General features: G+C 50.2%; 19 protein-coding genes. 6 read left to right on the forward strand and 13 right to left on the reverse strand.

Annotated elements, in window-relative coordinates:
- Window positions 1–68: 68 nt before the first annotated feature.
- A complete protein-coding gene (locus ACO7SM_RS11290) occupies window positions 69–1,697 on the reverse strand; it encodes a hypothetical protein (protein ID WP_490467620.1) in 1,629 nt (542 codons plus the stop codon).
- A gap of 431 nt (window positions 1,698–2,128) precedes the next feature.
- Complete coding sequence (locus ACO7SM_RS11295) at window positions 2,129–2,320, reverse strand: hypothetical protein (RefSeq protein WP_490467621.1); 192 nt, start codon at window positions 2,318–2,320, stop codon at window positions 2,129–2,131.
- Between the two features lie 334 nt (window positions 2,321–2,654).
- On the opposite strand from ACO7SM_RS11295, the gene ACO7SM_RS11300 reads away from it, so the two are divergent.
- Both ACO7SM_RS11300 and ACO7SM_RS11305 read left to right on the forward strand, forming a co-directional pair.
- The gene (locus tag ACO7SM_RS11300; RefSeq protein ID WP_490467622.1) at window positions 2,655–3,506 is read left to right on the forward strand and encodes an aldo/keto reductase; all 852 of its coding nucleotides are present in this window, start codon (window positions 2,655–2,657) and stop codon (window positions 3,504–3,506) included.
- Window positions 3,507–3,531: 25 nt separating this feature from the next.
- Window positions 3,532–4,521 carry an aldo/keto reductase gene (locus ACO7SM_RS11305; protein ID WP_490467623.1) on the forward strand — a complete coding sequence of 330 codons (990 nt, stop codon included), beginning with the start codon at window positions 3,532–3,534 and terminating at the stop codon, window positions 4,519–4,521.
- A gap of 33 nt (window positions 4,522–4,554) precedes the next feature.
- Here the strand turns inward: ACO7SM_RS11305 and ACO7SM_RS11310 are convergent, their stop codons facing one another.
- A complete protein-coding gene (locus tag ACO7SM_RS11310; RefSeq protein ID WP_490467624.1) occupies window positions 4,555–5,448 on the reverse strand; it encodes a LysR family transcriptional regulator in 894 nt (297 codons plus the stop codon).
- Between the two features lie 132 nt (window positions 5,449–5,580).
- On the opposite strand from ACO7SM_RS11310, the gene ACO7SM_RS11315 reads away from it, so the two are divergent.
- Window positions 5,581–6,543 carry an HNH endonuclease gene (locus tag ACO7SM_RS11315; protein WP_490467625.1) on the forward strand — a complete coding sequence of 321 codons (963 nt, stop codon included), beginning with the start codon at window positions 5,581–5,583 and terminating at the stop codon, window positions 6,541–6,543.
- A 38-nt stretch (window positions 6,544–6,581) separates the two neighbouring features.
- Here ACO7SM_RS11315 and ACO7SM_RS11320 read toward each other — a convergent pair whose 3' ends face one another.
- Together ACO7SM_RS11320 and ACO7SM_RS11325 are read right to left on the reverse strand one after the other, a co-directional pair.
- Window positions 6,582–7,313 carry a hypothetical protein gene (locus tag ACO7SM_RS11320; RefSeq protein ID WP_490467626.1) on the reverse strand — a complete coding sequence of 244 codons (732 nt, stop codon included), beginning with the start codon at window positions 7,311–7,313 and terminating at the stop codon, window positions 6,582–6,584.
- A 100-nt stretch (window positions 7,314–7,413) separates the two neighbouring features.
- Entirely contained in the window at window positions 7,414–8,328 is a 915-nt protein-coding gene (locus ACO7SM_RS11325) for a M14 family metallopeptidase (RefSeq protein ID WP_490467627.1), read from the reverse strand.
- 247 nt (window positions 8,329–8,575) lie between these two features.
- On the opposite strand from ACO7SM_RS11325, the gene ACO7SM_RS11330 reads away from it, so the two are divergent.
- Complete coding sequence (locus ACO7SM_RS11330) at window positions 8,576–8,926, forward strand: GFA family protein (protein ID WP_490467628.1); 351 nt, start codon at window positions 8,576–8,578, stop codon at window positions 8,924–8,926.
- On the opposite strand, the gene ACO7SM_RS11335 is transcribed toward ACO7SM_RS11330, so the two are convergent.
- From ACO7SM_RS11335 to sad, 7 genes are all read right to left on the reverse strand, one after another.
- Complete coding sequence (locus ACO7SM_RS11335; protein WP_304521073.1) at window positions 8,889–9,803, reverse strand: bestrophin family protein; 915 nt, start codon at window positions 9,801–9,803, stop codon at window positions 8,889–8,891. The two genes, ACO7SM_RS11330 and ACO7SM_RS11335, sit on opposite strands and share 38 nt — an antisense overlap.
- Before the next feature lie 224 nt (window positions 9,804–10,027).
- Entirely contained in the window at window positions 10,028–11,479 is a 1,452-nt protein-coding gene (locus ACO7SM_RS11340) for a tagaturonate reductase (protein WP_490467629.1), read from the reverse strand.
- Window positions 11,480–11,585: 106 nt separating this feature from the next.
- On the reverse strand, window positions 11,586–12,113 hold the full coding sequence (locus ACO7SM_RS11345) for a GNAT family N-acetyltransferase (RefSeq protein WP_490467630.1): 528 nt from the start codon (window positions 12,111–12,113) through the stop codon (window positions 11,586–11,588).
- A gap of 86 nt (window positions 12,114–12,199) precedes the next feature.
- A complete protein-coding gene (locus tag ACO7SM_RS11350; RefSeq protein ID WP_490467631.1) occupies window positions 12,200–13,636 on the reverse strand; it encodes a sensor domain-containing diguanylate cyclase in 1,437 nt (478 codons plus the stop codon).
- 211 nt (window positions 13,637–13,847) lie between these two features.
- Window positions 13,848–14,207, reverse strand: coding sequence for a DUF4186 domain-containing protein (locus tag ACO7SM_RS11355; RefSeq protein WP_490467632.1), 360 nt, complete (start codon window positions 14,205–14,207; stop codon window positions 13,848–13,850).
- Window positions 14,207–15,133 (reverse strand): glutaminase B, encoded by a 927-nt coding sequence (glsB, locus tag ACO7SM_RS11360; RefSeq protein ID WP_490467633.1) that lies wholly within the window; start codon window positions 15,131–15,133, stop codon window positions 14,207–14,209. The genes ACO7SM_RS11355 and glsB overlap by 1 nt, the downstream gene beginning before the upstream one ends.
- 109 nt (window positions 15,134–15,242) lie before the next feature.
- Complete coding sequence (sad, locus tag ACO7SM_RS11365) at window positions 15,243–16,631, reverse strand: succinate-semialdehyde dehydrogenase (RefSeq protein WP_490467634.1); 1,389 nt, start codon at window positions 16,629–16,631, stop codon at window positions 15,243–15,245.
- Window positions 16,632–16,732: 101 nt separating this feature from the next.
- On the opposite strand from sad, the gene ptrR reads away from it, so the two are divergent.
- Window positions 16,733–17,599, forward strand: a complete 867-nt coding sequence (gene ptrR / locus ACO7SM_RS11370) for a putrescine utilization regulator PtrR (protein WP_490467635.1) — start codon at window positions 16,733–16,735, stop codon at window positions 17,597–17,599.
- A gap of 209 nt (window positions 17,600–17,808) precedes the next feature.
- A complete protein-coding gene (locus ACO7SM_RS11375) occupies window positions 17,809–19,005 on the forward strand; it encodes a sugar transporter (RefSeq protein ID WP_490467636.1) in 1,197 nt (398 codons plus the stop codon).
- A gap of 43 nt (window positions 19,006–19,048) precedes the next feature.
- On the opposite strand, the gene ACO7SM_RS11380 is transcribed toward ACO7SM_RS11375, so the two are convergent.
- Entirely contained in the window at window positions 19,049–19,714 is a 666-nt protein-coding gene (locus tag ACO7SM_RS11380) for a MarC family NAAT transporter (RefSeq protein ID WP_490467637.1), read from the reverse strand.
- Between the last annotated feature and the right edge of the window lie 161 nt (window positions 19,715–19,875).

Below are 19,875 nucleotides of genomic sequence, written 5' to 3' on the forward strand. Positions count from 1 at the left end.
CTCAGTTGGTGCTATTTGTACAACTGGCAGGAAGGTGCAGCAACAACCGTGAAGAAAACATCATTGTGTCAGCGTCGGTATTTCCCATGCTTATCATCGAGGTTGTCCTGGGTACGTAGCGCGGCGATAACCAAATTGATATCGACGATCTTATCTGCGAACTGTCCACCTGATTCTTGCAGACGAAAACGGAAGCAGAGGTTGCTGGGATCCGCCAGGCGCGTTAACGTCAGCCGACTGTGTTCTCCGGTAAGCGCTTCTAATGCGGCGGCGATGTTGTCGCGAATTCCCCGGTAGTTGGGGTTAAAACAAAACAGCACAAAATACATTTCCGGTGGCATGGTTAACGACTGTGCAACCGCATCGGAATATTTGATATAGAGCTGAAAAATACCTTCTTTGATTTTGGACTGAATGTCAGAGGCTTTGTCGCGTGCCTTCACCAACTTGGATTCAATGACACTGATCCGTTGTCGCCCGGTATGAATAGAAATATCACTTCTGCCATTAGCAATCGGCTCCTCCTGAAAGACAGAAAAACTCTGGTGCGATAGGCTGGCCTTCAACCAGGTCAACAACGCAGCGGTCAGATTGTTTTCATTAAACAGGTGCTCGTTGTCGACACGATAGAGATTGCTGTTGGTAGTTATATTGTGGATACCCTGCATAATGGTTTGGGGAAGGCGTATGATTGCCGCGCACTTTTGATCTAAATTGTTGAAGTGATCTGCTAGTCGCTCTAAATCGAACCCGAGCTTGCGGACATCCATTCTGTGCTCAAAACGCAGATGCATCACTTTAAGCTGAACGCGTTTAATTTTTTCATATATATAACGAATCTTATGGTTCTGCTCGCGATGGTAACGCAGACTTTTGGCGTATTCTTCAAACAGTAACTCCAGCGCATCCATTTCCTCAATAATCACTGGCATAAGCTGTTCCGTTTCTGTGCTCATAGGCTTTTTTTTCATGATATTGACGGCAGCACACCGGATAGCAAACGCCGATCTGTGCAGAGAATGTATTGGTTCATCGATTTGAATCATGCCGGTTTCGCTGCGAAAGGCGATAATTAGAGGGCGATGATGCGCAAACAACGACTCAATATTGTCATTTGAGATCGGTACAGTGATAAAAAGGATACTACCTGGCGCGAGTTTCTCCTTGGACAAATGCTCTAGCTGATCGACCAGAACAATAGTATGTTGTTGATTTATCAAAATTTTACCATAACTTGCCGTCGCGATTACCCAGAATGGCTGGCTAACACTGAGCCGTGATAAATCATAATCGACCTCTTCCAGCGACAATTTAAGATTATTAATCAAGTGATTCAGTCGGGTATAAACCGGGTAGATCTGAATAATGACAAGCTGCTTTTTGAGCTGGTGAAGATGTGTTGTCAATCGTTTCAGGTATTCATCCGCAGGCCATTGTTTCTGTAATTCATAAATAAATTGAGCCTCACCTGATTCCAAAAAGTTGACCAACTGGCTGCGAAAAAAATGGTTGCTATTGAATTCCTCAACTCGTTTTTCAAGTTTACGGCAAAACAGATGGACAGACAGGCAGTGGCTTCGCTCCATCGTCAACTGTCGGTCATCCAGGTATTTTTCCGTTGCTTCATTGCGAATAAAGAAGGGCAGTGGATCCAGTTGTGCCAGCGTCGGCGCATTAAAGTCAAAATAGCTGTTCATTGTTTTCCCAGAAAGCCAGATTGTAGATGGGACTGTTTGGAGATCTGAAATTATTCTACGATAACGTTAAGCAGCGAGGTAGCATAAAGATGTCTGATGATAATGAAGTCGTTCGCGTCGACATGGTGTCGATTAAGAAATTTATAAAGTTGTACTAGTGACACACAGCGATTTCGTAGCGGCAAGTAGACAGGGACAAACCTGTGATCACGACGTTGCAACAGAATTTCCATGTTCATCAGGATCCCTATGGATATGAAGAAAATGTACTCTGCACCTAACGCAAGAAACGAGAGGGAGCCACAATCACTAACGTTTTGATTTATCAGAAGGTGGAGGTGGTTTTGTGGATGGTTGTGGAGACGGTATATGACGTTACCGATCGTAATAATCTATTTAACATAATATACATTATGCGCACTAACATAGAATCATGCCGAATCCAGGGTTTTGTGGTTATGATTGTCCTGGTCGCTGATAGCCTTTGAACGCGCTTTCTTCAGCACCAATACCAACAAGCTGGCTTGCTTGTCATGATGACTTTCTCCACGGCGGCGTTGTCGAACATCACGTTCGCTGCGCGCTGGTTTGGTCATACTCAAATTTTCAATTGTACGTTTCATCCAATCATCTTCTTGGTGTCTGCATCTGCAACCTTCATTCTTTTCAATTCAATTGGCAGATGATGACCATCTCGGCTGTGAACGTTCTGGTACGCATATTCATATACACCTGCGCTGATGTGCTCTGTTTTACAAGGCATCAGGTTTTCGCTTAAAACGCGTCAACCCATATCATTTCAACGCTTGTTAGCCATCTTCGTTTCTGCACTTCTCCTCTCGTCAGATTTCGACGAATTAATGAGTGTTACTAATAAACCCTAGTTTATTACCCCATCTAATCAAATAAATCACTCTGCGCTATGCTTTTCCCCGACAACAGCTAAAGGATAACGTCATGCAAACGGTAAAACTGAATAACGGTATTGAAATGCCCCTGCTGGGTTTTGGTGTGTTTCAGATGACAGATGCCGCCGAGTGTGAACGCGCCGTTATCGAGGCTATCGAAACGGGTTATCGCCTTATTGATACTGCCGCTTCCTACCAGAATGAAATCCAGGTTGGGAACGCGCTGAAACGTAGCGGCATTTCACGCAGAGAACTTTTTGTCACCACCAAACTTTGGTTACAGGATACCCATTACGAAGGCGCTAAAGCACAGTTCGAACGTTCTCTGAATCGACTTCAACTTGATTACGTTGACTTGTATCTGATTCACCAGCCTTACGGTGACGTCCACGGTGCCTGGCGTGCCATGGAAGAATTGCAACAGGCAGGGAAAATTCGCGCGATTGGCGTAAGTAACTTCCATCCGGACAGACTTGCCGACCTTATCGCTTTCAACAACGTCGTCCCCGCCGTCAATCAGATTGAAGTAAACCCTTTCAATCAGCAGTTACATGCCGTCCCGTGGATGCAAAGCCGCGGCATTCAGCCGGAAGCCTGGGCCCCTTTTGCTGAAGGTAAGAATGGTCTTTTCCAGCATCCCGCATTAGCGGCGATCGGTCAGAAGTATGGCAAAAGTGTGGGCCAGGTTGTCCTGCGGTGGATCTTCCAGCGTGGCATCGTTTCACTGGCGAAATCGGTGCGAAAAGAACGCATGGAAGAGAACATCAACATTCTCGATTTTGAACTCAGTTCGCAGGATATGCTGCAAATTGCGGCCCTTGATACCGCAACCAGCGCCTTTTTCTCTCACCGCGATCCTGCGATGGTGGAATGGTTAACAGGCCGAAAACTCGACGTTTAAGCCACGAACAAGAGGTATATGTTAAATGCAAAAACGTTATTTGGGTAAATCCGGGCTCGAGGTGTCAACGCTGGGTCTTGGCTGCATGGGGCTCAGTCACGGCTACGGCCCGGCGACAGATCCCCGTCAGGCTATCGAACTCATTCGTGCCGCGGTTGAACGTGGCGTCACTTTCTTCGACACCGCCGAAGTGTATGGCCCCTATCAAAACGAAGATGTGGTCGGTGAAGCCTTAAAACCGTTTCGCGATCGCGTCGTTATCGCGACTAAATTTGGTTTCACTTTTGGCGATGACAACAAGCAGCAAATTTTGAACAGCCGTCCGGAGCATATTCGCCAGGCCGTGGAGGGATCACTGCGCCGCCTCAAAACAGACGTTATTGATCTGCTGTACCAGCACCGCGTCGATCCTAATGTTCCCATTGAAGATGTTGCGGGAACGGTGAAGGATCTGATTGCTGAAGGTAAGGTCAAACATTTCGGTCTTTCCGAAGCGGGCGTGCAGACTATTCGGCGGGCACATGCCGTCCAACCGGTTACCGCTGTGCAAAGCGAATATTCAATGTGGTGGCGTGAACCTGAACAGGAAATCCTGCCGTTACTGGAAGAGTTGGGTATTGGTTTCGTGCCATTCAGTCCGTTAGGCAAAGGTTTCCTGACGGGGGCCATCACCGCAGGAACCACGTTTGGTCAGGATGATTACCGAAGCCAGGTGCCGCGTTTTGCCGCACAAGCGCTGGAAGCGAATGAAAAACTGGTCGTATTACTGGGCAAACTGGCGGCTGAAAAAGGGGTAACGTCTGCGCAAATTGCCCTCGCCTGGCTGCTGGCACAAAAACCGTGGATTGTCCCCATCCCAGGCACCACCAAACTGCACCGCCTGGAGGAGAACCTGGGTGCCGCAGACATTCTTCTTACTCAGGATGATTTACAGCGGATAACCCAGGCGCTTGAAACGGTGAATATCGTCGGCCATCGTTATTCCCCGGAGCATCAGGCGCGTGTAGATCGTTAAACGCAAGCGGGTCTGCGAAGCGCTGCAGACCCATTATTCAGAATACCGCAGCGCGTCGATCATCAGTGCAAAAGCTGGCGGATGCTGTTTCCGGTTGGGATAGTAAAGGTAGTATCCGGGAAATAACGGGCACCACGCCCGCAGCACCTGAATAAGTTCTCCTGATTTTACATGCTCCTGAATCATATCCTCAGGGACACAGGCAAGACCAAATCCGGATAACGCCGCATCAATGCGTTCTGACAACAAATTAAGCGTCAGTTGCCCTTCAACCCTGACGCGCAGCGGCTTCCCTTCCCTCTCGAATTCCCAATGATAAAGCCCGCCGGCCGTTGGCAAGCGCATATTGATGCACCGATGATGTTGTAATTCATGTGGCGTTTCAGGTGCTGGGTTTGCGGCAAAATAAGCCGGTGCGCCGACCACGGCCATTCGCATATCCGGCCCAATTTTTACCGCAATCATATCCTTATCAACGCTTTCGCCAAGACGAACCCCGGCATCAAAACGCCCTTCGACAACATCAACAAAACTATTATCAACCACCAATTCGACATTGATTTCCGGGTATTCTCTGAGGAAGGATTTCAGCTTTGGCCATACCAGACTCCGCGCGGCATGTTCACCGGCGGATAAGCGGATATTGCCTGAGGGGGTTCCGTTCAGTTGAACAAGCGCCTCGAACTCTTGTTCAAGTTCGGCGATTCGTGGCTCCAGACAGGCAATAATTCGCTCTCCGGCTTCCGTTGGCGCAACGCTTCGGGTGGTTCGTGTTAACAGACGGATATGTAAACGTTCTTCGAGCGCTTTCATCGCATGGCTCAACGCTGACTGCGAAACGCCAAGCTTAGCGGCTGCTTTGGTAAAACTCCGCTCTCTTGCCACCACCAGAAAAATTTGCAGTTCATTGAAGTTTTCTTTGAGCATTGACCATTTCCTTATCATCTTCTCGTAATGATGACAGCAACGTCTCTCTATCTGGACATTGTGCCTCATCGCGAATATGGATGTATACTCGGGGTAGAGAAACCTTCGCCTCTCGTATTGAGTAAGATCCCTGTGAACAAAAAGAACAAAAGAAAAGACCGCCATTACTGCGACATGTGTGGTGCAGACTTTCGTTTAGCCGCAACGTTAGCCCTGCATATCAAAAATTATCATAGCGACGACGCGCCTGATAATAATCGCCCTTCTCTCCTTGATTGCGAAGTCTGCGGTAAGTCATTTCGTTCTACGATGGCTTTGCGTGCGCACCAAAGAGATAAAAAGCATGGCAAGTATTCAGACAGACCCCCTATTGTTAGCCGTATTAAATCTCCGTTTGATAAAGAACTAAGAGACCATAAGCAAGACGTGTTTACATTGATGGTTGGCGAACAAAAAAAGCGTAAGAGTGACGAGGAGCTTAAGGCGGCATTACGCAAACAATTAGCCGTTGATGACCGTCCTTACTATAACGTAGAGGCCTATCAATTAGCCATCCGTACGATGACGACCGGAGACGCTTACGCGCTGGCTAAAGATGAAACGAGATCACTGGCGCTCATAGAAGATCATAATAATAAGGTTGAAACGTTTGTCATCGATCCAGAAGTGGGAAAAACTCATACCACTACTGAACCCGTTTTACGATCTTCCGCGACGATAACTAATATCAGAGGCGAAAAAGTAGAGATTAGCACGACGGGACGTGATACCGCAGATCAGACGGCTTTTCGTAAAGCGATAAGTTTGAATTACCATCATCGTTGCGCGATCACCGGCGATACTATTGCGATAGAAGCGGCTCATATTCAGACACATAGTGATTATTATGATAATTCTATTGATAATGGAATAATGCTTTCCGTTGGCTTACATCGTCTTTTTGATCAAGGGATTATGATTATCAACCCTGAACGAATGACGGTACATTTCACACAAGACTGCTTTTACAAAAAATATTTAGAAGGTGCAGCGGTAAAACCGGGTAAAACGCCCATAAATAAAGATAAATTAGCGGCTAAAAATAGACCGTTCTAGCGACATTTCACACCGCCCATTTTTAGCAAAAAGCGTCTCTACTGGAACGGAGAGGCAACACGTTCCGTTATCTTTGGCTGAGTGGGGGCTTTTTCAACAAATGCGGGCCAGGCGTATGATTTAGTAATAAATTTCCATGCGTAAAACGCGTTACCCTCATCAATAAACTTCAGGTTCAGAAGCGCCCAGTCTTCATCATGACAGTGTGAGGTTTTGGCATATTCTTCTGCGGTAAAACAGGCCCTGATCATCGCCTTTGATGAAAAAAGGACGTCTTTAAAGGCCGCCTGAGATGAGCCATCATCATTAAGCATGATAAAGTCTGCATATTCCTCTTCACGGCTACCACCAGAATACAATGCCTGCCACTTCGTCACTAACGCAATGGCCTGCTTTGTTTTACTCAAAGGATATAAAGCCGGATAGATATATGTCTTATCTTTTATCAGGTCTTCACTCTTCTCATTTTCATCGTTATTTTTATTGTCGAACGTCCATTGTCCTTCCTTGATGTAATCGCCATTTTCTTTGCGGATTTTTGTCATCTCAAGCCCAGGGTCAATTAAGTAAAAAACATCTTCCCGACCTTTTGCCTTCCAGACCTTTGTTTCTTCCCCGCAACGGTTTATAGCGGCCTTACATACACCCGTGTACTGCTCACTGCCTTTTTTCAGTGCAACAAAAGCAGTGGGTTTTATTGTGTTGATATTTTCTTGCGCCGCCAGAGGAAAAGACACTGCGGCAACGAATAAAACCACGCAATTCTTCATGATATCGTCCTTAACTGAATTTTTTCACATGACAGGATGTTCTTGTCTTTAGAGCAGCCATTCCAGGCTGCTCTATTCGTTTTAGAATTCCGATATATCTTTAATGCGCCAGCGCAAAGTTCAGCGCCGCTTTTACCGCTTCGACCTGGGCAATGATGCACTCTTCCGGATTTGTTTTTTCGCTGTCCGGGTACACTTCAGTAGTCGTGGTATAGCGAGCACCGGTCATGGTTGCACAAAGATGGTAGTGACTATTCGGATATTCAACGACCCCTGGACTCGCGACCCGAAATCCCAGCATCTTTCCTTCTGCATCGGAAGGCGCTATGTGGGTCACTTTCTCAACGGCGGCGATGATCGCCCGTTGGAAATCGAGCTGAGAGTTTTCTTCGTCGCTGACCAGATAAAATCCATCCGGGACGATGTCCGGAATATATTGCTTGCCGTCCCTGGCCGCGAGTGCCGGTCGGAATTCACTCTCGTCGCTATCGGTTGTCTCATGGAGATCGATATGCACCCGAAATTGTTTCCGCAGCGGCGCAACCAGTGACATCAGTGCCTGGGACTCTTCCGCTTTACCTTCAGCGTAGAAACTTCTGTTTGGATCGATGAGATGATAGTTCCAGCGTGAAATTCGCTCAAACGCCCACGGACTGACACAAGGCGCAACCAACAGATTCATTTTGCCTTTATATTCTTGCCCATGTTCTTGTAAAAATCGCAGTGCGCCCAATACGCCGCTGGTTTCATAGCCGTGTACGCCGCCGGTGATGAGCGCCGCCGGTAAAGAGTCATCCCAATCAACGCTGCGCAGCGCCATTAAGGCATAGGTATCACTGGCACAGGTTATTTCACCGTATTTAACAATCTTATAGTCGTTGCCAAGCGCTCGGATTTGACTTAACACATCGTCATAGGACCGTGACGGTAACTGGTTCTTACGCCATTGCTCGCGCTCAGATTCTCCCCAGGGCTGTCCGGGAGTGCCAATTGGATAGAAATTCGCTGATGTCATGGTTTCTGCTCAATGATCGGTAAAAAGTGAATGAGGTATGACGCCCTCTCAGACATCATGTCTTAATTGAACGGAATCACAATAAATGAACTACGGGCAACCATCAATCCCGAATTCCTTTCAGGTAGCGTTAAATAGTGTTAGCAATCAGTATGTTTGAACGCTCCTCTCCTTTTTTCCATTGAAGACTGGTTGCTCAACAGATCATCTGGTAGTGTTTTGAGACGCAAGTTTCAGGAGATGGGCGATGACAAAAGTGTACACCGGCGGTTGCCTCTGCGGTTTTATCCGTATTAGCGCCCGTTCGCCCAGAAATCTTCACACCTGTTCATGTACGCTCTGTCAAAAGCACACGGGAGCGCACAGCGTCGGCTGGGTAGAATTTGATGTTCAGGATGTCCAGTGGACGGGGAAAGGCGGTAAACCGGCGACGTGGCGCTCATCTGAATTCTCCAGCCGAGCCTTTTGCCCCTGCTGCGGAAGCTCGATAGGCGCAATTGATGATGCGCCCACCGTTGCTCTCTTAACCGGCTGTTTTGATGAAGCTGTTGAAGCAGAATTTACGTCAGTTGATAATGGCGGTCGGGGATGTGTTTGACCGGAATGGTTGCCTCATCGTTCATTTGCAACAAATCAATTTCGATGGCATTGCAAATGGCATCCAGCGGCAGATCGTTATTTTCAGTGCCAAACGGATCTTCAAGCTCTTCGGCCAGCGTATCGAGTGAAATAAACGTATAGGAAATCAGCACTGAAATAAACGGCGTCATATAGTGCAAATCCATCACCAAAGCGAAAGGCAACATAATACAAAACAGATACACTGTGCGATGCAAAATGAGCGTGTACGCAAAAGGAATGGGCGTATTCGCGATGCGTTCACAGCCAGCCAGCACCGCCGACATATCATTTAACCTATTGTTTAAACTGTGAAATAATATATCAGACAGTTGTCCTTCCCGCCGACGAACCGCCAGCCACTCCCCCATCAACAGTAATATGCGGTTTGCCGGTGAATGGGAAGCAAAGACGCGCTGCAGATCCTCGGTACTGAGGTATTTCGCCAACGGCTCTGCCTGCGGTTGTCGGCGTAGCGTCATGCGTAAACAGTGAGCAAAGGCTATCTGCAAACGGACAAACTGCCCTAATTCACGATCGTCTGGCAACGTGGTTTTCACTTCACGCAGTAATGAGCGGGAAGCAATCATCAACTGCCCCCACAGATGCCGGGCCTCCACGTAACGCGCATAGCAGGCATTGTTGCGAAAACCCAAAAATATGGCGATGGCAACACCGAGAATACTGAAAGGCGCAAGGGTAAATTTGATACCCAGCATCGTATACCACGGCAGCATGATGATCACCGCGATAGAGAGTATGAAATTCAGTAGCAGTCGGGAGAAGATTTTGGATAAAACGGAGCCGTGCCAGACGAAAATCTGACGTAGCCAGTGCTGTTGAGGTCGAACAATCATGATTATCTTCGGAAAATGGGAAAGCGGGAACATTAAACGTGATCGCGATCAATGTTGCAAGCATCTCTAAAAAGGGAGTGAGCCCCCTTTTCTTACTGGCAGACGCCTGCAGCACAGGTGCTGCAAACCTGCTGAGTAAAATAAAACATCACTGTATGTTGTAACTAATTCTGGGTTATTAAAAAACCCGGCCGCAACCGGGTTAACCTTTTAGCGAGGCGTCATTAGCACAGTGGTTTCACCGCGTCGCGCATCCCTTTCGTCAGGATGGCATCCAGATTGGCACTGACCTGCTCGACCAGACCGGAGACCTGAGTCAGGTCTTGTTCCCAGTGTTCTTCCACCGCCAGCACGGTATTGACCAGCTCATGCGTACTGAGAACGCCGTCACGATGCTGATTCCACAACTGCGGGTAGCGTTCGAGCCAGTGCGCATCGTCCTGAACCGGATAAGACTCCCCGTGACGTTCTGCGCGATAAAACGCAATCAGCGCGGCCAGCGCAAACGTCAGACGTGCGGGTAATCTTCCCTCGACCTGCTGCCCTGCCAGCAACTGAGGCAAGATTCGGGTGCGGAATTTCGTCATGCCATTCAGGGCGATAGAAAGGAGTTGATGCTTGATGTACGGGTTACGAAAACGCCCTGTCACCGAGCTCGCAAAAGACTCCAGCTCATCACGCGGAAGATCGAGTACCGGGATAATTTCTTCATAAATGGCTTTTTCGACAAAAGCGCAAATCTCAGCATCGTTCATCGCTTCGCCAACGGTATCCAGACCGGCCTGGAATGCCACCGGAACCAGAGCCGTATGCGCGCCATTCAGAATGGCAACCTTGCGCTCTTTGTAAGGCTTGATGTCATCAACGATCAGGATATTCAGCGGGTATTTATCAAGACGTAACTCCGACGCCAGTGACTTAGGCCCCTGGATCACGAACAGGTAGAAATGTTCAGCGGTGTCGAGAAACGCATCATGGTAACCCAGCGATTCTTCAAGTTGTGCCACTTCATCACGCGGGTAACCGGTCACGATACGGTCCACCAGCGTCGAGCAGAAGGCGTTTGCCTGATCCAACCACAGCAAGAATGCTTCAGGAAGCGCCCACTCTTTTGCGTAGCGTTGAACCAGTTCTCGTAACGCATCGCCATTGTAGTCAATCAGCTCGCACGGAATGATTATCCAGCCTTTATCAGCCGCCCCGGCAAAGTGCGTGTAGCGTTCAAACAGCAGTCGGGTCAGTTTCGCCGGATAACTTACCGCAGGCGCGTCGTCGAATTTATCCCCCGCGTGGTAGCTGATCCCGGCTTCAGTCGTGTTAGAGAACACAAAGCGGATATCAGGATTATGCGCCAGTTTCAGGAACTCATCATATTCGCCATACACGCTGATTTCACGGTTCACCGAGCGGATCAGGCGGGCATCGCTGACTGCGTCGCCATTTTCGTTCAAACCGCGAATGATGGTGGTGTAAAGACCGTCTTGCGTACTGAGTGACGGAGGGAATGCACTTTCGATGGGGCGGACAATCACCACGCCGGCATTCAAATCGGTATGCTCGTTCAGCAGATCAACTTGCCAGTCAACAAAGGCACGCAGGAAGTTCCCCTCGCCAAACTGAATGATACGCTCAGGATAATGGGCGCCAGGAAAATCGCGACGGTTTAGAGTTTTCACAATGGGTTCCCTTTTGGATTAGTCATACAACCTGATTGAATTGGTAGAACAGGTTAGCAAACTTTAATACAATGAAACCCTGTTTTGATCAACTCTCAAACACAAATCACAGGGTTTTGTAGAAAACCGTGGTGCCCGTCAGCCTTCCGTCTGGCATCTGCGCGTAATCGGGTATCTCCCCGGCTTTCTGCCAGTCGCAATTTTGGTAGAACAACTCGGCCTTGCTTCCCGTTGCGGTATCCAGCACCAGCAACGATTTATGCTGTTGCTTTGCGCAGTTTTCCAGCATTTCCATTAAGCACCTGGCGACCCCACCCCGGCGCGCGGACGAGTGAACCAACAGTTTAGCCACGTCGGCACGGTGCGGTTGATTTTCAGGTTGATCCAGCAGGAGTTGTACCGTACCGACGATCACCCCCGCGGCATTTTCAGCCGCCAGAACAATGCGCTCGCCACCCGCAACCGCCTGCGCGACGTTCGTCCAGAAAGGGAGGGATTTTTCACGACCAAAGGGCAATACAAAACTGACGGACGCGCCCTGATTGACGCAATCCTCAAGCACATCGCTCAGTTCATTGATTCTGTTACGGATACGCTCAGCGTCGAGGATAAAAAAGGAAAAAGTGGCAGCCATAGAGTCTCCTTGATTGACTGCTCTACCCTGCACTGTTCCCTTTTGCTCTACAAGCGCCACAACCATAGGATTGGGTTATGATTCACCTACACAGCATCATTGCCGGGCACAATTTCTGCGTTGTCAGATCTGGCGCTGGTTCGGTTACGCCCCTCTTTTTTCGAGCGATATAAACATTCGTCGGCTTCAACGATAAGGGTATTAAACAGGTCAGCTAAAGCGCGTGATTCGGTTCTTCCGTTACCCAAACCGATACTCACGGTCAGATAAAGGGTTTGCTGCTGCCAGCTAAAAGGCTGTAACTCAACCGCTTTACGGATTTTTTCCGCCAGTTGTATTCCTTCATCGCTATCCACAGAAGAGGCTACCACGGCAAATTCTTCGCCCCCCATTCGGGCCAAAAGACCTTTGTCGCCGACAATTTTTTGCACGTGTCGGGCAAAGGCGCTTAACACCTGATCGCCGCACTCATGGCCGAAATTGTCATTAATCTGTTTGAAATAATCGATATCCAGCAGCATTACCGTCACGTGTTGCGGTTTCTGTTGTTCCTGCTTTTTAAGTGCTTCAAATAAACCAGAACGGGAATATACCCGCGTTAAATAGTCGAAATCGGCCCGTAAAGAGACTTGTCTTATCAGTGAATTGATTGCCGACACGCTGACAGCGACCATCACCGGGCAAATCGCCATGGTGGCGATCCCCAGGCGTGCTGAGAACATATGCGGCGCGGAAAGCGGTGAAGCCACAGAGATATTGATAATCGAATTGGCCACCAGGATTATCTCAACCGCCCCGGTCATAAAGGTCAACAGACAGGTGATCGGCGTAGGATAACGAACCGCACACCAGATAAGCGCGGGCAGCGGAAAAGCCAGACTCCCTGCTCCACCAATAAGTACCGAGGCCGCAACAGAAACCATTAACGCCACAACCGGCATTATCTGTTCCGGTTTAAAACGAGATAATGACCCTGGCAGAGAGAGCGTCAGCATACAGGGTATAATCAATACGCCAGTGGAGAATTGTTCGCTAAACCAGTCGGCAAACAGCGGCCAGAATGATTGGCTGTCAATGCTAATCGACCCTGTTGCGCCGAATAACGCACACAGCAAAGCAGCAAACAGGCAATAATTAAACAGACGCAAGGCACTTATCGGTTCATGCGTATTTTTACCCCGTCGTTTATCCCGTAATACCAGTTGAGCGAAGGTAATAATAAAAACCATATTCGATAAGTTAATGATGAGCGACACCACTCCCCATTCGGTCGTTATCGCGTCATAAGCCAGCATGGCAACATAACATACTGCATAATAATGAAGACGGTTAAGCCAGACGTAACGGGCAAACACCCCTGCCATCACGCCGTTGAGAGGCCAGAACAGCGACAACTCCTCAACGAGACGCAATTGTGCGCCGAGAAAATAAAATAGCGTGGTGACCATAAAAAGGGCGAAAGCATTACGTAACGGATTATCTTCCCGAAACAGGCGAAATGAAGAGGTGAAAAGTGCGTGCATTAAATATCTATCCATATAATTGCTGCGAGCAATTATTTCGACATGACGAGTGTATACTAAATAAGCATAGCATGATTTATTTGCAAAAGTGACTCACCCACGAAGGATGTATCACTTTAAATTGTTAAAAAAGGAATTGTCACTTTTTAAACCACAATGTTGTCATGCGTTATTTTGTGGTTGTTATCGGCACGCCAGCAAACTTATTTTGTTATGGCTGATTCATCTGGATAACTAACCAATGATGAATAACCGCCACAACATACTGTTGCTGTTCCTCGCTGAGCGGTTGCCCCTGAGGGATTTGGTGCCATTTTTCCAGACAGCCGCGACAACAGGTTGCGGTGGCATGCTGAGCAATAAAAACCGGATGACCGCGCATGGGCGTTTGTTTGCCATCATTGACAGGCATCGCCGGAGCCAGTCGTTTTGCCACAAAGTCTGCCGCGTGTTGATCGATGAGCTGCGCCCCTTTATCCCAGCAATACTGTCTCTCCTTCGCGCCAAGATGAAACCGGGCGCGAAATGTTGAACGAGACAGCCGGGTAAACAGTGAGTCTGGCACGTTCATCAGTAGACCGAGCGTCCTAATTGTTGAGTCAGTTGCTCAAGCACGGCGATACCTGCCAGCGAGTTTCCGGCGGCATCCAGCTCAGGACTCCAGACCGCAATCGCCATTTCATGCGGCACAATCGCAACAATGCCGCCGCCAACGCCCGATTTCGCAGGCAGCCCGACTCGCCAGGCAAATTCTCCGGCGTTCTGATACATTCCGCTGGTTGCCATCAGCGCGTTAATTTGTCGGGCCTGCATCGGCGTCACCACAGGATCGTTAAGATGAAACGCGTGTCCCTGATTCGCCAGAAAAACAAACGTGCGGGCCAGTTCAACACAATTCATTTTCAGCGCGCAGTAGTGGAAATAATTCTGCAAAACCGTCGGGACATCATGCTGAAAATTACCGAATGATTTCATCAGCCAGGCAATCGCCGCATTGCGCGCCGAATGCTCGAACTCCGAACGGGCCACGGTGGCATCATAAACAATATCGGGAACGCCGCTCAGAACCCGCACCACCTCCAGCATACGCTGACGCGGGGCGCTCAACCGCCCTTGCAACATGTCGCAGATAACCAACGCGCCGGCGTTAATAAAGGGATTACGCGGAATGCCCTGTTCCATTTCCAGTTGCACCAGCGAATTGAAAGGCGAACCCGAGGGGTCTTTTCCCACCCGTTGCCAGATCTCATCTTCCTGATAGTGACGCATGGCCACTGCCAGACTCAGCACCTTCGAAATAGACTGAATGGAAAAGCGTTCCTGCGAATCACCGGCCTGGTAGTGTTGCCCATCAACGGTACAAATGGCGATACCCAATTTGGCGCCGTCGACGGAGGCTAACGCAGGAATATAGTCGGCAACTTTTCCCTGACCAATTAACGGGCGAACCTGCGCCAGAATGGTCTCTAATACTGAATTGTCCATGGCCCTGGCCACAATGTGCTCCTTGCCCGCAGGTCTGAATAGGTCTGCGAGTATAACAGAGCTGAATATGCGACGTCAGGCCGGGAGAGACAATCGCGCCTCCGGCGAGGCGCTTTCGGCATCAGACGCGGTTTTTCCAGACCGTCTGGACGTTACAAAACTCATGCAACCCAAAATGGGAAAGCTCGCGGCCAAAACCGCTTTTCTTCACGCCGCCAAATGCCACCCGCGCATCGCTGGCGCTATAGCCATTGATAAACACCCCGCCGCATTCCAGTTGGCTGGCCATTTCCAGCGCACGCGTTTCATCAGCGGTGAAAATCGTCGCCGACAGGCCAAAATCACTGTCATTGGCAAGCTGTAAGGCATGTCCGGCACTCTTCGCCACCGTGATTGCCGCTACCGGGCCAAATAGCTCCTGGCGAAATGCCGTCATTTCAGGGGTAACATCACCCAGAACCGTCGCCGGATAGTAGTTGCCTTCCCCGGCGACTTTTTCCCCGCCCAGCAATAAACGCGCACCTTCTGCGACCGACGTCATCACCTGTTGATGGAGTTCATCACGCAAATCAAAGCGCGCCATCGGCCCGAGATTGTTTTCCTCATCAACCGGGTTGCCCATTTTCAAGGCGGCCGCCGCCGCGACGAAGCGTTCGGTAAACTCGCGAGCAATGCCTTCTTCGACAATAAAACGTTTCGCAGCAGCACAAACCTGCCCGGTATTTTGATAACGGCCCGCGACGGCCGCTTTCACCGCCAGATCCATATCGGCATCATTCAACACAATAAAGGGGTCCGAACCGCCCAGTTCCAGCACGCACTTTTTCAGCGCCGCCCCCGCCTGTGCGCCAATCGCGGCGCCAGCACGAACGCTGCCGGTGACCGTGACCGCCGCAATACGCGGATCATTAATCATCTGGCTGACGCCCGCATTGCTGGCGTTGAGCCAGCCGTAAACACCTTTTGGTATTCCTGCGTCAGCAAAAATATCGGCAATCAGCCTGGCGCATCCGGTCACGTTCGGGGCATGTTTTAACAGATAGCCATTACCCGCCAACAGGATAGGGATCGCCCCACGCAGCACCTGCCAGAGCGGAAAGTTCCACGGCATCACCGCCAGAATGGTTCCCAGCGGGCGATACTCAATCACCGCTTGCTGATTTTCCACCTGCGTCGGCTCCGGGTTAAGCATTGCAGGGCCATGCTCTGCGTACCAGTCGCACAGGCTGGCGGATTTTGCCACTTCGCCGCGCGCCTGAGCGATCGGTTTGCCCATCTCACGCGTGATGCATTGCGCCATCTCTTCAGCCCGCAGCCGCAATGCCTGCCCGACATCGCGCAATGTCTGCGCCCGGTGCGCGACCGTCGTGCGCTTCCAGGCCGCAAAACCGCTGGCGGCCAGGCTGAGGGCCTGCTCGATTTCGCTGTCGCTACTCCAGGGCATAACCGTCAAATGCTCTCCCGTTGCCGGGTTCACTGAAATTGCATGTGTCGCTGATGTCGGGTTCATAGGGTTCTCTCTTATCACAGGGAATGGCGATATCATGACCCCGTTTACTCTTTCTGAAAATTGAATAATATTAACCACACCATTCACAAAAAGAGAAAGCCATGGATCTGACGCAACTGGAAATGTTCAATGCTGTCGCCCTGACGGGCAGCATTACTCAGGCCGCCGCGAAGGTGCATCGTGTTCCCTCTAACCTCACCACACGCATTCGCCAGTTGGAGGCCGATCTCGGGGTGGATTTGTTTATTCGCGAGAATCAACGTCTGAGGCTTTCTCCGGCAGGCCATAACTTTTTGCGTTATAGCCAGCAGATCCTGGCGCTGGTCGATGAAGCGCGGATGGTGGTTGCCGGTGATGAACCGCAAGGACTGTTCTCCCTCGGCGCGCTGGAAAGTACAGCAGCCGTGCGTATTCCCGCTACGCTCGCCGAATATAACCAGCGCTATCCTAAGATCCAGTTTGCCTTATCCACCGGGCCTTCCGGCACCATGCTGGAGGGCGTGCTGGAGGGTAAACTGAATGCCGCCTTTGTGGATGGCCCCATTACTCACCCGGGTCTTGAAGGGATGCCTGTCTACCGTGAAGAGATGATGATTGTCACCCCGTGCGGTCACCGCGCCGTGCACCGCGCCAGTGATGTTAACGGCAGTAATATTTACGCGTTTCGTGCGAACTGCTCCTATCGTCGCCATTTTGAAAGCTGGTTTCATGCCGATCGCGCCACACCGGGTACGATTCACGAAATGGAGTCCTATCATGGGATGCTGGCATGCGTGATTGCCGGGGCGGGTATCGCGTTGATTCCTCGCACCATGCTAGAAAGTATGCCCGGACATCATCAGGTCGATGCGTGGCCGTTAACCGAGGCGTGGCGCTGGCTGAATACCTGGCTGGTTTGGCGACGCGGGGCAATGACCCGACAACTTGAAGCCTTTATGGAACTGCTGCCACTTCAAACGCGGGCATAGCATCGCCTTATGCCGGTGTTATCCGGACAGAGAGCAAGCCAATTTGTGACAACGTCACAACCACAGGCGCGTACACAAACCGCTCAGTCCGTGATGTTACTTTTTAGTAACTAAAAAATGTGATATTAATCACAAAGTGATTGTATTTTCGACAGCAAACGTTTTAAGATCCTGACCTCACCTTCTCGCAACCAGCCCAGTTACTTTTTATGTCAACACGCATTGTTTCCCGTAAAGTCGCGTGGCTACGGGTCGTTACGCTTGCTATTGCAGCTTTTATCTTCAATACCACCGAGTTTGTCCCCGTCGGCTTGCTCTCTGATATTGCGCAAAGCTTTCATATGCAGACTGCACAGGTCGGGATTATGCTGACTATCTACGCCTGGGTTGTGGCGCTGATGTCGCTTCCCTTTATGCTGCTGACAAGTCAGGTGGAACGACGCAAGCTGCTGATCTGTTTGTTTGTGCTGTTTATCGCCAGCCATGTGCTGTCGTTTCTGGCGTGGAATTTTACCGTGCTGTTGATCAGCCGCATCGGCATCGCCTTTGCGCACGCTATTTTCTGGTCGATCACCGCCTCGCTCGCCATCCGTCTGGCCCCTGCCGGTAAACGCGCACAGGCGCTAAGTCTGATAGCCACCGGTACCGCGCTGGCGATGGTGCTCGGAATTCCTATCGGACGCATCGTTGGGCAATATTTTGGCTGGCGTACCACCTTCCTGGCTATCGGCATGGGCGCGCTGGTCACGCTGGTGTGTCTGTTCAAGCTCCTGCCCACCTTACCCAGCGAGCATTCAGGTTCGCTTAAAAGCCTGCCGTTGCTGTTTCGCCGCCCTGCGCTGATGAGTCTTTATCTGTTGACCGTGATTGTGGTGACCGCCCATTACACGGCATACAGCTATATCGAGCCGTTTGTGCAAACCGTGGCCGGGTTGAGCGCCAACTTTGCCACCGTGCTGTTGCTTATTCTCGGCGGCGCTGGGATCGTCGGCAGCGTGGTGTTTGGAAAGTTGGGCAACCGACATGCCTCCTCGCTCATTACCGCTGCCATTGTTCTGCTGGTGGGGTGTCTGCTCCTGCTGCGTTCTGCCGCCGACAGCGAAACAGACCTGGCGATGTTGAGCATCTTCTGGGGGATTGCCATCATGGTTATCGGTCTGGGAATGCAGGTGAAAGTGCTGGCGCTGGCGCCGGATGCCACCGATGTCGCGATGGCGTTGTTCTCCGGCATCTTTAATATCGGGATTGGTGCGGGCGCGCTGGTGGGTAATCAGGTGAGTTTACACTGGTCGATGTCTGCCATCGGCTACGTTGGGGTCGTACCGGCTGCCATCGCGTTAGTCTGGTCTGTGATTATATTTCGCCGCTGGCCTGTCTCGCTGGAAGAACAGCCGCAATCGCAGTAACAGGAAAGACAAGGCCCGACGTTTTTGCGCCGGGCCGTAGAGGTTAGTGATAGGTTTTAATAATTTCCAGAATACCGTTGATGATAAACTGTACGCCCATACAGACCAGCAGGAAGCCCATCAAACGCGAAATCGCTTCAATTCCCCCTTTGCCGACCAGACGCATAATTGCCCCTGAACTGCGCAGGCTGCCCCACAGAATGAGCCCGACAATAGCAAAGATCAGCGGTGGCGCGACAGCAATAACCCAGCCCGGAAAATCGGAACCATCACGCACGGTTGAGGCAGAACTGATGATCATGGCGATCGTACCCGGCCCCGCCGTACTTGGCATTGCCAGTGGCACGAAAGCAATATTGGCCGACGGTTCGTCTTCCATCTCCTCAGATTTGCTTTTCGCTTCCGGCGACTCGTGCGCTTTCTGCTGTGGAAAGAGCATTCGAAAACCGATAAACGCGACAATTAATCCACCCGCAATCCGTAGCCCCGGAATTGAAATGCCAAAGGTATTCATGACTAACTGACCGGCGTAATACGCCACCATCATAATCGCGAACACGTAAATCGACGCCATCAGCGACTGATGGTTACGCTCTGCGCTGTTCATGTTGCCAGCAAGTCCGAGGAACAGCGCCACGGTAGTCAGTGGGTTAGCGAGCGGCAGCAGAACAACCAGACCCAGCCCTATCGCTTTAAACAATTCTATCATTGGTAATCTCTTCTCCAGTCGCTCTTCAGTTAGCGGCAAGTATAAGTTCAAATTAGCGCTGACCGCCATTTCAGCGATGTAAGCATTCATTTTCCCATCACATCTATAATCTGTAATTATCATTAAGTTATTAAATGCTAAAACGTCAGCGTAATGAACCG

Source organism: Citrobacter sp. LJND-P06 (genome assembly GCF_058188415.1).

Bases quoted from the DNA above. Each gene is read 5' to 3' on its own strand.
- ACO7SM_RS11295 (WP_490467621.1), bottom strand. From the start codon at position 2,320: ATGAAACGTACAATTGAAAATTTGAGTATGACCAAACCAGCGCGCAGC.
- sad (WP_490467634.1), bottom strand. From the start codon at position 16,631: ATGAACCCGACATCAGCGACACATGCAATTTCAGTGAACCCGGCAACG.
- ACO7SM_RS11335 (WP_304521073.1), bottom strand. From the start codon at position 9,803: ATGATTGTTCGACCTCAACAGCACTGGCTACGTCAGATTTTCGTCTGG.
- ACO7SM_RS11290 (WP_490467620.1), bottom strand. From the start codon at position 1,697: ATGAACAGCTATTTTGACTTTAATGCGCCGACGCTGGCACAACTGGAT.
- ACO7SM_RS11305 (WP_490467623.1), top strand. From the start codon at position 3,532: ATGCAAAAACGTTATTTGGGTAAATCCGGGCTCGAGGTGTCAACGCTG.
- ACO7SM_RS11380 (WP_490467637.1), bottom strand. From the start codon at position 19,714: ATGATAGAATTGTTTAAAGCGATAGGGCTGGGTCTGGTTGTTCTGCTG.
- ACO7SM_RS11325 (WP_490467627.1), bottom strand. From the start codon at position 8,328: ATGACATCAGCGAATTTCTATCCAATTGGCACTCCCGGACAGCCCTGG.
- ACO7SM_RS11300 (WP_490467622.1), top strand. From the start codon at position 2,655: ATGCAAACGGTAAAACTGAATAACGGTATTGAAATGCCCCTGCTGGGT.
- ACO7SM_RS11330 (WP_490467628.1), top strand. From the start codon at position 8,576: ATGACAAAAGTGTACACCGGCGGTTGCCTCTGCGGTTTTATCCGTATT.
- ACO7SM_RS11375 (WP_490467636.1), top strand. From the start codon at position 17,809: ATGTCAACACGCATTGTTTCCCGTAAAGTCGCGTGGCTACGGGTCGTT.
- ACO7SM_RS11350 (WP_490467631.1), bottom strand. From the start codon at position 13,636: ATGCACGCACTTTTCACCTCTTCATTTCGCCTGTTTCGGGAAGATAAT.
- ACO7SM_RS11310 (WP_490467624.1), bottom strand. From the start codon at position 5,448: ATGCTCAAAGAAAACTTCAATGAACTGCAAATTTTTCTGGTGGTGGCA.
- ptrR (WP_490467635.1), top strand. From the start codon at position 16,733: ATGGATCTGACGCAACTGGAAATGTTCAATGCTGTCGCCCTGACGGGC.
- ACO7SM_RS11345 (WP_490467630.1), bottom strand. From the start codon at position 12,113: ATGGCTGCCACTTTTTCCTTTTTTATCCTCGACGCTGAGCGTATCCGT.
- ACO7SM_RS11355 (WP_490467632.1), bottom strand. From the start codon at position 14,207: ATGAACGTGCCAGACTCACTGTTTACCCGGCTGTCTCGTTCAACATTT.
- ACO7SM_RS11320 (WP_490467626.1), bottom strand. From the start codon at position 7,313: ATGAAGAATTGCGTGGTTTTATTCGTTGCCGCAGTGTCTTTTCCTCTG.